Consider the following 10,974-nt stretch of genomic DNA (forward strand, 5'->3'; position numbering starts at 1 on the left):
GATTGTTTAAGGAATAAATAATAATGAAAACCCTAAATGAATTATTGGATATAGAAGAAACAGGTTGGAATAGAATAAAAGAAGAGCTAAAAAATGCTAGCAACCATTATGAAATATTAACTAAAGATTCAACCCGTGCTAATAACGAGTTACTTAACTCACAAATAACGACACACTCAAGAATTGGAGCGATTATCTATGAAACAGGTGGCATATTAATTGATCATGGTTGGTTACGAATTCTAGGGTCTGGTAATGAAAAACTTAATCGTGGGCTAATCGAATGGAATCAAGGAAAAACGATTCTTCACTTAGATGAACCACCATCATATCTCCTTATAGCAGATGATGTCATAGGCGGTTTTTTTGCGATAAATAATGGTGGATTAGGAGTAAATATTGGCGATATCTATTATTTTTCTCCAGATACATTAGAGTGGGAAGATTTAGAAGTTGATTATTCACAGTTCTTAGCGTGGGGATTCAGTGGAGATATTAATCAATTTTATGATTCATTGAGGTGGAAAACTTGGGCTGTTGATCTCCAACAACTACAAGGTGATCAATGTTTTTCTTTTTTCCCTTTTTTGTGGACTAAGGAAGGGAAAGATATTGAGAATGTAGATAGAAAGATTATTACGATTGATGAAAATTATTGGGTCACTATTTCATTTTATAAACAACTCAATCAAGAACTATAAAAATTTGGAATATCATTTTTATGCTGCATGATCACAATTGCCCTACTCTTACAAAATGGCATATCTCTCCTACTTTTAAAGTGTAGAAGCTCAAAGCTCACACAAAGAACAATTCACACCTCGGCAGTTATGCAACACTGAAGTCCGAGCACTTTTTTTGCTGGTCCCAGGTCCTCCAACCAAGGGTCCTGCCAATTGCTCGGCGCTGGATGAGGGTCGCCATTTATTTTTGACTGAAATCTTTTGGTGTCCCGTTATCATCGGCCTTAATAACATGGCATGCTGGCAATATGGGCAGGACGTATGATCTCTTGCAATACTGGCCATCGGGACATTCTTCTCAAAAATCCCTTCACAATGTTCACATCTAAAATCATATAGTGGCATCTTAAAATCCTTATTAAACGATTAACTCTACATTCCCCTAGAACTAACGATGTCCCCAGAACTTGTTTTCGTTTAAGGCGCCCTGCGGCAAAATATTTTTCTCAAAAATAGACGTTGGCAAAGAAATGGTACATGCACAGTTTGGAATATCCACAATACCACCGATACGCCCTTCAACAGGTGCAGCAGTCAGTAACATATACGCTTGGGATCCGGTGAATCCAAAATTCTCAAGATATTTAATCGCTTTTAAACAGGCCTGACGATAGGCAACCGTGGCATCCAAATAATGATTTACCCCGTTTTCAACACTAATCCCTTCAAAGGTTAACCACTGATCATAATTAGGTCTGACATTACTTGGGACAAATATAGGCGAATCAATATTATATTTTTGCATACCCCCTTTGATCAGATCAAAACCAACACGGGTTACCCCATCCATTTCAATCGCACCACAGAATCCGATTTCTCCATCACCTTGTGAGAAATGTAGATCACCCATCGAGAAACCAGCACCTTTCTGGTAGACAGGGAAATAAATACGACTGCCTGCTGCAAGATCTTTAATATCGGTATTCCCCCCATGTTCACGTGGGGGCACTGTACGTGCGGCCTCTACCGCCATCCGGTCAAACTCGGCACCGGTCACACCGCGTAACACAGCTGTTCTTGGATCAGGTGGATTTGCCTGTCCTTTCGCGACCAATAATGCTTCCCTACGATTCCATTCTTTGAGCAGCTCATGCGAAGGAAGTGTCCCCATCAAACCTGGATGCTTTAAACCCGCAATACGAACACCTGGGATATGACGTGACGTTGCAAATAATCCTTTTAAATCCCAGATTGCCTTATCCGCTTCAGGAAAATAATCGGCTAAAAAACCACCGCCATTTTCTTTCGCAAAAACCCCAGAGAAACCAACGGCTGAAATCGGCTGAATATCGAGAAGATCAATCACCAGCAAATCCCCTGGCTCAGCGCCTTCAACATAGAATGGTCCTGTCAGGGGATGTGCTCGAGTAAGATCCACATTTTTAACATCGGAGACATCATCGGTATCTTTGATTTGAGCATCTAAAAAATCAAGACTTTCAATCAGAATCTCTTCGCCTGGTTTTACCGATGTTAAAAATGGAATATCTGGATGCCAGCGATTATGGCCAATCTCTGCTTGTTCTGCTAAAGCGACACCAGGTTTAATTTTAATATGTTGCATAATACTTCAACTCCGTGTGCTGTCTATCAATCTAATAAATTATCTGTTCTACTTCTAAATTATTGAAAGGCCATCACAACTATGACTTTTCTTGGCGGGGATTATTATTTTTACCTTGCGGTCAAAAAACACACTAGCACATTCTGTTTTTTTGAATCAAATTATTTTCGATTGATACGATTTCAATCAGGTGTAAATATTTTATTTATCAATAAGATGAGTACATAAATCAATTCACAGTTAAAGTAAGCGGGCCTTAATCCAGCTATACAACTCTATGAATCGGTTCAAGGAATTCTCATCCATTAACACAGGGTTATCAAGTTCTTGTAGTAGGAAATAGAGATGTTGTTTCTGCTGAGGATAAGCCTGCATAGTTTGTTCAATTGTATCGTTTAAACTTAATGGCCATTCGCCAATCTCATTCAACGTTAAAGGCAACAACCGGATCACTCTTTTAATTAAAGATTTTTTTAGATGGAGCATTTCCTTTTCAGTCCCCTGGTTTAAGTTTAAAAGTGCAAAATATGTCTGTATTTCCTCATCATAGCCTTGATTGATTGCTCGGATGGCCTCTCTATCAATCATTATCTCTTTGAAAAAATGCGTTAAATCTCGCCCATAAATATTGGTACAAAAAAATTTAAGCCATGCTCCCCAGCGCTTCTTATTTTTCTCATCCAAAACCTCTTTTAAATAACCGATATCCACATCGATTTTTGGAATATATGGATAACGAACAATAAGGCTTCGTTTAATTTCAGCAATTTTTTGATCCAGACTCTGAATATCATGTTTAAAAACCACACATATATCCAAATCAGATTGACCGACGACCGCATTACCTTTCGCGACACTGCCATAAACATAAAGGCTATCAAGCTCTATCGTGAATTCTCTAGCAAAAACTGAGATCAGATCTTTTAAAATTGGCTGATATGCCTTTTGAATCATATCTCTGTCTCTTCGCAGGCATCTATTAAAAAGACCATCACACTCTATTTTGATTGAACACATACCTTGTTTTAGTATGAGTAACTTTAAGCATCGCCCCACCGCTCATCTAAAATCTTTAATTCATTAAAGGCTTGTTCAAATTGTGCAAACTGAAATGTTAACTCTGGCGTAGTTTTAGGGAACTCCCAAATAACTGAAGTCACTATATCCTGAAGATTTCCAAAGGCTTGCCCAAATCTAACCCATTTGACTTCTGTCGCCGTAACAACTTGTTCAACCACAACGACACTGCATATTAAATCGAGATCATCTGGACAGACGAGAAGTGGAACAACGGTTGAAATTGGTCCATATTTACAATAATTCGGCTTTAAGAGCGCCCAAGCATTACTTAATGCAAGCTCATCATTAAATTCGTAAAGCCATCCTTGAGCGGGAACCAGATTATCTGTTCGTTCAAAGATATTCGTATTCTCATTTATCCATAAATTCAAAGGGATATTGTCTATTGCAAGAATCGGAAAAGGCTTTAAATTATTGCTTGCGTCATGTATGCATCCATGAATTGGATGCTCTTGTAAAAAAATAGCTGAAACTGAATGCATATATTTATAAAAAAGGAACTTTATAAGATTTATATGAAACATTACTTGAATCATGCATGAATTTACAACAAAAACTTAACTTTGGTACATCTAAGAAAATTGCTCGACCACTTCAACTAGCCACCGCGTCTCAAATTTTGTAGAATACATTTTTTAAAACCATGGTGCTTTCTATGACCGCTTGGACACCTCATGTCACAGTCGCCACTGTAGTCGAAAAAGACGGACGTTTTCTGTTTGTTGAAGAACACAGCGAAGGCTTTGTACATACCGTGTTTAATCAACCTGCAGGTCATGTTGAATGTGGTGAAACCATTGTGCAGGCAGCGATCCGTGAGACCTTAGAAGAAACAGGCCATCACGTTGAAATCGATCATCTGCTTGGGATCTATACCTATACCCCGCCGATGTTTCCAGATCGTACCTACTACCGTTTTTGTTTCCTGGCGCATGTGACGTCAGTTGAAGAAAATGCGCAACTTGATACAGGTATTGTTGCTGCAGTCTGGATGAATCTGGATGAACTACAAGAATCAGCACGTGCGCGCAGTCCACTGGTTTTAAAAGCTGTTGAAGATGCCCTTGCTGGCAAGAAATATCCTTTATCGCTTATTTATGAGCACCCTTTCTCTCCCTCATTAACTTCTCATTTGGACGCTTAATTAGATGCAACAACGTGTCATCGTCGGTATGTCTGGTGGTGTAGATTCCTCTGTTTCTGCCGCACTGTTACTTCAACAAGGATATCAGGTTGAAGGTCTTTTCATGAAAAACTGGGAAGAAGATGATGGTACGGAATACTGCACAGCACTTGAAGATCTGGCAGATGCTCAAGCCGTTGCAGATAAGATCGGCATCAAATTACATACTGCCAACTTTGCCATGGAATATTGGGATCGTGTCTTTGAGCACTTTCTGGCCGAATATGCTGCAGGTCGTACCCCCAATCCGGATATTCTCTGTAATAAAGAAATTAAATTCCGTGCGTTCCTCGACCATGCCATGACCTTGGGTGCAGACTTTATTGCCACAGGTCACTATGCACGCCGTGGTGCAAGCACACAAAACTCACGCGGCGAAACTTACGCACCCTTACTCCGTGGTGTCGATAACAATAAAGACCAGACTTATTTCTTACATGCAGTGCATGGTCGTGAAATTAACAAGACCCTGTTCCCTGTCGGTGAAATCGAAAAACCAGAAGTTCGTCGTATCGCAGAACAACTGGATCTCGCAACTGCCAAGAAAAAAGACTCAACAGGTATCTGTTTTATTGGCGAACGTCGTTTTACCGATTTCTTAAAACAGTATTTACCTGCGCAAGCTGGAAAAATTGTTTTGGAATCAGGTAAAGAAGTTGGTGAACATCACGGCTTGATGTACTATACGCTGGGTCAACGTGGTGGTATCGGTATCGGTGGGATGAAAGGTGTACAAGAAGGTGCATGGTTCGTACTCCATAAAGATATTGCCAATAACCGACTGGTGATTGGACAAGGACATGAACATCCGTTGATGCAAAGCACACAGCTCTGGAGCGAAACGATTGACTGGGTGGCTGGCGAACAGGACATCCCGAGTACAGGTTTCCGTTGCACAGCAAAAACCCGTTATCGTCAACCTGATCAGGCCTGTACAATTTACCGCGATGAACACACTGAAAATGGTGTGCGTGTTGAATTTGATGAACCGCAACGCGCTGTAACACCAGGGCAAAGTGTGGTGTTCTACTCAGGAGAGGTTTGCTTAGGCGGTGGTGTGATTCACCATACCAATGCACCTGAACCGGATTTTATTTAAGGAAATTGGAAGCGAAGCATGGTCGAGTTACCCTTTCAGCACACGCAAGCGTTGAATGTCAGACAAAACCGTGCTTTGGCATTGGCAGCGGTCTTTCAGGCAACCCAGCTGACGCATATGACGGCGATGGCTGGGCAGCAAAGTATTGGCGATAGTGGTAACTTTTATTTCGAACTACTCATCAAGGCCAGTCTGAATATTCGCCCGACGGCCAATAATGCCACGCAAACCCTCGATTTCTTTAATCAGCTGGCCGATATTTCTCTTGGCTTAAAAACATTAGAAGGCTGCATTACCCAGCCCTTTAATACGGCACCCAAATCCCGTGTTCCCAAAATGTCGACAGCTAAACTTCCAATGTCCTATGCAATGGCCTTATTGCAGCTGGAAAAGAAAGTCTACGGTAATCCTGAATACGTTAAAATCATTGAAACAGCCCAACAAAAAATCCTAAAACAACTCTCCTTTTTTGATAATAATTATTTGCATCCCAGCATTATTGCCAATCTCGCACAAACCTATGTCGAAACTGCAGGACAAATTAATCCTCGTATTTTAGTCCGTGGCAATGCCGAAGCCTTTAAAGATATTAATCATACTAACCGTATTCGAGCTTGCCTGTTTACAGGCTTACAGCTGGCCCATTTATGGAAACAATCCGGCGGCAGCTCGTGGAGTATGATCTTTAGTAAACGCAAGTTATTGCAAGATATTCAAGCTCTCGCTCGTTTGCAGTATCAGGTGGTATAGCCGATATGCCAACGATTTTATTTTTATACCGTTTTACAACCTCTCTAAATCTCTCCTGAGGAACGACTAAAGTTCCGCAAGGGAGAGCTAAACTTTAAGGAATCTGTATGAATGCTTTAACCGCACTCTCGCCACTTGATGGACGTTACGCTAGCAAATGCGATGCCCTACGCCCTTTTTTGTCTGAGTTTGGTTTAATCCACGCTCGTGTCACGGTTGAAGTGCGTTGGTTACAAGCACTTGCAAATCGTGCAGAAATCATCGAAGTTGCGCCATTTTCAAATGAAACCAATGCTGCTTTAGATGCGATTGTTGCAGATTTCTCTGAACAAGATGCAAACCGCATTAAAGAAATTGAACGCACCACTAACCACGATGTAAAAGCAGTTGAATACTTCCTTAAAGAAAAAATTGCCAACATCGATGAATTACAGAATGCAGGTGAATTTATTCACTTTGCTTGTACCTCTGAAGACATCAATAACTTGTCTCATGCGCTTATGTTGAAAAATGGTCGTGAGGTTCTCGTTTCAAGCATGAAACAAATTCTCAATGCGATCTCAGCTTTGGCGATTACACATGCCGACCAACCGATGTTGTCTCGTACACACGGTCAAACTGCAAGCCCAACCACTTTGGGTAAAGAGATGGCAAACGTTGCTTATCGTTTAGCGCGCCAGATCAAACAATTTGAAAATGTTGAGTTATTGGGCAAGATTAATGGTGCTGTCGGTAACTATAACGCCCACCTTTCTGCCTACCCAGAAATTGACTGGGCTGCACATGCACAAGCATTCGTTGAGTCTTTAGGTTTAAGCTTCAACCCGTACACCACACAAATCGAGCCACATGACTATATGGCTGAATTGTTTGATGCTTTACGCCGTTACAACACCATCTTGATCGACTTTAACCGTGATGTTTGGGGTTATATCTCTCTCGGTTACTTCAAACAAAAGTTAAAAGATGGCGAAGTGGGTTCTTCAACTATGCCACACAAAGTAAACCCGATCGACTTTGAAAACTCTGAAGGTAACTTGGGTATTGCCAATGCTGTCTTGGGTCACCTTGGTGAAAAACTTCCAGTTTCGCGCTGGCAGCGTGACTTAACCGACTCAACTGTATTACGTAATATGGGTGTTGGTTTTGCGCAAAGCTTGATTGCGTTTGATGCCTGCTTAAAAGGGATTGGTAAACTTGAATTGAATGCTGCACGTTTAGACGAAGATTTAAACCAAGCACAAGAAGTTCTTGCTGAACCAATTCAAACGGTTATGCGTCGTTATAACGTTGAAAAGCCATACGAAAAATTAAAAGCGCTTACCCGTGGTCAGGCTATGACACGCGACATGATGGTAAACTTCGTGAAAGGTGATGAACTTGCGCAAGTGCCAGAAGATGAACGTACTCGTTTAGCTGAGCTTACTCCTGCAACTTATACAGGTAATGCCGCTGAACAAGCAAAACAAATCAATGATTTGATTAGCAAGATCTAAAACTGATTGACTTAAAAAAGCAGAGCTTCGGCTCTGCTTTTTTATAATTGAGAAAGTTATTTTCTAAAAGTTTAATTTACAATAAATTTGTAGGTTTTACTAAACTCATCATCACCAGCCCCATAAAAACCCATAGAAATACTAATATCATAGGCTCCCTTATATTTGGGGACTCCTTCTACCCTTAATTTATTATACGCACTTATATCATTTATATTAATAGGCTTTACTTCAACTCCCATATCACTTGGGAAGTTTGTTTTTACTTCAAAACTTCTTTCTACAACTCTGCCACCTGTAATCATAATATCCTGACTATAATTTTCATTAATATGAGCAATAGGTAATTCACTAGGTTGTGCTTGATAGCTTTGGCTACAACTAATTAAAGCTAAACATAAAGTAAAGATAAGTGTGAAGTTCATACCAAAACCATAAAGTAGTATTATTCAATTACTCTTGAACGATAAAAGTGTATTTTTTGTCTATTTCAGCATCTCCTTCAGCATAAAAACCAGCTAAAATATGAACGGTAAATGTACCTTTATACTTTGGATTTCCCTTAACTTCTATCATGTTATATCCATCTAAGTCATTAATAGGTTGCGACTCCTTTAAAACTTGGTAGTATTGGTTCCCCAGACATAGTCTGCTTGATGAAATGAGTGCTGAACACAATGATCGGGTGCTAAATGAGCACTATATTTATCTAACAGCTCTTCAGCATATTGAATCAGCCCCTCCCATAACTTTACCGTTTCATCGTAATAGTCATAAGAAATAAATTGTTCAATTGCATAGAGCTCTTGCGGAAATAACTCTAGTTTCTTTAAATCAATCATTTAAATGATATAAATCTCAAAAGTTTTAAATGCCCCGAAGGGCATATTAGTTATTCTTCACCATCCCAGTACCAATAGACCTCGCCCCAATCTGTTTCTGGCAGCGTTGGCAATATTTCACCTTGGGTAAAATAACATCTTGTATCAGGTTGTGCAGGAGTAGACCAATAACCTGCTTTCGTTACTTTTTCTCCACCTTTTTGAGATATTCTTTCTTCATTAAGTGTCGAACTACCGTCGCCATCCTCAACTACTTTTTCCACCAGTATCCATGTCGTTTCTACTTCTTCTGAATTTTCAATTGTGTCTGGTGTTGTAAAAAGGTCTGGATTGGTTTTAAAACACTGAACCGCTGGAGCTAATTTCCAGTCTTCAGGATGCTTGGCAGACATTTTTGTTTCATGCATCAGAAACTTACACGCTGAATATGGTTCAGTAGAACGATAAAAACCTGTCACCATAATTGGTTCATCTGTTTTTACGCTTATATTAGGATTTAAATAATATTTAGGTAATATTGAAGGGTACTCTATACCCACATCTCTTTTATATACATCATTTTTTAATAGATCTTTATAATCCCATTGCGAGTCATAGTAATCACTTGCAACAAAGGTATTATTTGCTCTTATAAAAACAATATCTTGCTTAGCCTTATACTCAATAACTGCTCCTTTCTCTACTTGTTCCATCCAATCATAGTGATAATCTCTCCCTTGAGCAATCAAATCATTTTTTATACTACTCATTCTCCTTAATATTGGTAAAAAACCATGTTGTAAGTCTTCAAGACCATCTATTAAATGATGTAGTGTACTCTTAAAATTTGGTAATACGATTGCTCCCCAGACATAATCGGCTTGATGAGATGGATGTTGGGCACGATGGTCGGGTGCTAAATGAGCACTATATTTGTCTAATAGTTCTTCAGCATATTGAATCTGTTTCTCCCACAATTTTACCGTTTCATAATAATAGTCATAAGAAAGAAATTGCTCTAATAAATAGATTTCTCTTGGGAATAGCTCTAGTTTATTTAAATCAATCATTTAAATAATATAAATCTCAAAATTTTAAATGCCCCGAAGGACATATTAATTATTCTTCACCATCAAAGACCCAATATTCTTCACCCCAGTCTTTATTATATTTGGGAATTAATGTTCCTTTGGTAAAGTACAAACGCTTCTCCTTTTGGCTAGATAAAATCCAATAACCTGTTCTTGGACATAATTCTCCACCTATAACTTTTAAATCAGGTGTAGCAAACGTATCTACATCCTCAACCCCAATATCTTCAAACTCACCATCAACCAATTCAACAAAGTACCAACTACAGTCAAAGCCAGTAAATGCATTTCTTGCAATCAACTCTGGGGCTAATCTTAATTGAGTGTCATAATCAAACTTTACATAACCAAAATCGTCATCTATTTTTTTCTTTTTAATATTTTCAATTGCAAATGTTCTTAGTTCTTCAGATGGAGTCCATGCTGTATATTCATTAAACTTAGAAAATAACTGCTTACCTAAAGCATTTAATGTTTCACATTCTTCCAATTTCCCCCCCTCAAAACCATTTTCATCACGGTAAGTCCAAGCAAATTGTGGTGTACCCAATTGATCGCCTACAGGGATATATACGCCTGTCCTATAAATAGATTCCTCACTATTTATACGTATATCTGTATGAACTCTAAGCTTTGGGACTTTATGATCAAAAACTCCAAGCTCTTTAATTACTTCAAATAAACTATATAAAGTCCATGATCTTGGAGGCTTAACACAAGAATCATAATAACTACATAATTTATATAATTCATCAAAGCGCATTTTAAAATCAGATTCTTCTTCTTCTGACATCCAATTAGGTCGAAACTCACCCAACATACGTGCTGTATTATATGCAGGTGTCCAACCATATTCATCTAATTTTGTTTCTTCAATTATTCTAATTAACCCTATTCTAAAATCGAGTAAAGATGGGTAAGCATAGGTACTCCAATTGGCTGAGGTATCCCCCATTCCCCAACCTTCTTGCAATAGAACACGGTCACGATACTGCTGATCAGCCAAATCAATTACACCACCAGTATACTGAATCAAATCTTCCAGTTTGGTCAGCAATATTTCCAAATAAGGCCGTGAAGTAAAATAATATAACAAAGCAATTGATTGCTTTTGAAAACGAGTCAATTGCTGTTCTGTATTCTGCAT

Annotated in this window: 14 protein-coding genes; 5 read left to right on the plus strand and 9 right to left on the minus strand. The window is 39.0% G+C overall.

Annotated features, from left to right (window positions below; translation table 11 throughout):
* Positions 1 to 23 precede the first annotated feature (23 nt).
* Complete coding sequence (locus tag F895_RS04815; RefSeq protein WP_005243012.1) at positions 24 to 701, plus strand: DUF2625 domain-containing protein; 678 nt, start codon at positions 24 to 26, stop codon at positions 699 to 701.
* Positions 702 to 791: 90 nt separating this feature from the next.
* On the opposite strand, the gene F895_RS19600 is transcribed toward F895_RS04815, so the two are convergent.
* The 4 genes from F895_RS19600 to F895_RS04800 form a co-directional block, all read right to left on the minus strand.
* Positions 792 to 1,088: an FmdB family zinc ribbon protein gene (locus F895_RS19600; protein WP_005243016.1), complete on the minus strand. Its 297-nt coding sequence runs from the start codon at positions 1,086 to 1,088 to the stop codon at positions 792 to 794.
* Positions 1,089 to 1,131: 43 nt separating this feature from the next.
* Positions 1,132 to 2,307, minus strand: coding sequence for a formamidase (fmdA, locus tag F895_RS04810; protein ID WP_005243017.1), 1,176 nt, complete (start codon positions 2,305 to 2,307; stop codon positions 1,132 to 1,134).
* A 240-nt stretch (positions 2,308 to 2,547) separates the two neighbouring features.
* Entirely contained in the window at positions 2,548 to 3,261 is a 714-nt protein-coding gene (locus tag F895_RS04805; RefSeq protein ID WP_005243018.1) for a nucleotidyltransferase family protein, read from the minus strand.
* An 86-nt stretch (positions 3,262 to 3,347) separates the two neighbouring features.
* Entirely contained in the window at positions 3,348 to 3,869 is a 522-nt protein-coding gene (locus F895_RS04800) for a hypothetical protein (RefSeq protein ID WP_005243019.1), read from the minus strand.
* 173 nt (positions 3,870 to 4,042) lie between these two features.
* Here F895_RS04800 and F895_RS04795 point away from each other — a divergent pair, with 173 nt between their 5' ends.
* The 4 genes from F895_RS04795 to purB all read left to right on the plus strand — a co-directional run bounded on the left by F895_RS04795 (position 4,043) and on the right by purB (position 7,915).
* A complete protein-coding gene (locus tag F895_RS04795) occupies positions 4,043 to 4,531 on the plus strand; it encodes an NUDIX hydrolase (protein WP_005243020.1) in 489 nt (162 codons plus the stop codon).
* 4 nt (positions 4,532 to 4,535) lie between these two features.
* Positions 4,536 to 5,669 carry a tRNA 2-thiouridine(34) synthase MnmA gene (gene mnmA / locus F895_RS04790; RefSeq protein ID WP_005243021.1) on the plus strand — a complete coding sequence of 378 codons (1,134 nt, stop codon included), beginning with the start codon at positions 4,536 to 4,538 and terminating at the stop codon, positions 5,667 to 5,669.
* An 18-nt stretch (positions 5,670 to 5,687) separates the two neighbouring features.
* Complete coding sequence (gene hflD / locus F895_RS04785) at positions 5,688 to 6,419, plus strand: high frequency lysogenization protein HflD (RefSeq protein ID WP_005231407.1); 732 nt, start codon at positions 5,688 to 5,690, stop codon at positions 6,417 to 6,419.
* A 107-nt stretch (positions 6,420 to 6,526) separates the two neighbouring features.
* On the plus strand, positions 6,527 to 7,915 hold the full coding sequence (gene purB, locus F895_RS04780) for an adenylosuccinate lyase (RefSeq protein WP_005243024.1): 1,389 nt from the start codon (positions 6,527 to 6,529) through the stop codon (positions 7,913 to 7,915).
* Between the two features lie 71 nt (positions 7,916 to 7,986).
* Here the strand turns inward: purB and F895_RS04775 are convergent, their stop codons facing one another.
* Genes F895_RS04775 through F895_RS04760 form a run of 5 tightly spaced genes read right to left on the minus strand, consistent with a single transcriptional unit; the run spans position 7,987 to position 10,974 of the window.
* Positions 7,987 to 8,340: a hypothetical protein gene (locus F895_RS04775; protein ID WP_005243025.1), complete on the minus strand. Its 354-nt coding sequence runs from the start codon at positions 8,338 to 8,340 to the stop codon at positions 7,987 to 7,989.
* A gap of 28 nt (positions 8,341 to 8,368) precedes the next feature.
* On the minus strand, positions 8,369 to 8,491 hold the full coding sequence (locus F895_RS20395; RefSeq protein ID WP_005243026.1) for a hypothetical protein: 123 nt from the start codon (positions 8,489 to 8,491) through the stop codon (positions 8,369 to 8,371).
* A gap of 38 nt (positions 8,492 to 8,529) precedes the next feature.
* On the minus strand, positions 8,530 to 8,757 hold the full coding sequence (locus tag F895_RS04770; protein WP_005243027.1) for a hypothetical protein: 228 nt from the start codon (positions 8,755 to 8,757) through the stop codon (positions 8,530 to 8,532).
* Between the two features lie 50 nt (positions 8,758 to 8,807).
* On the minus strand, positions 8,808 to 9,806 hold the full coding sequence (locus tag F895_RS04765; RefSeq protein WP_005243028.1) for a hypothetical protein: 999 nt from the start codon (positions 9,804 to 9,806) through the stop codon (positions 8,808 to 8,810).
* Positions 9,807 to 9,855: 49 nt separating this feature from the next.
* On the minus strand, positions 9,856 to 10,974 hold the full coding sequence (locus tag F895_RS04760) for a hypothetical protein (protein WP_005243033.1): 1,119 nt from the start codon (positions 10,972 to 10,974) through the stop codon (positions 9,856 to 9,858).

This window comes from Acinetobacter sp. CIP 64.2, from assembly GCF_000369645.1.
Classification (GTDB): Bacteria; Pseudomonadota; Gammaproteobacteria; order Pseudomonadales; family Moraxellaceae; genus Acinetobacter.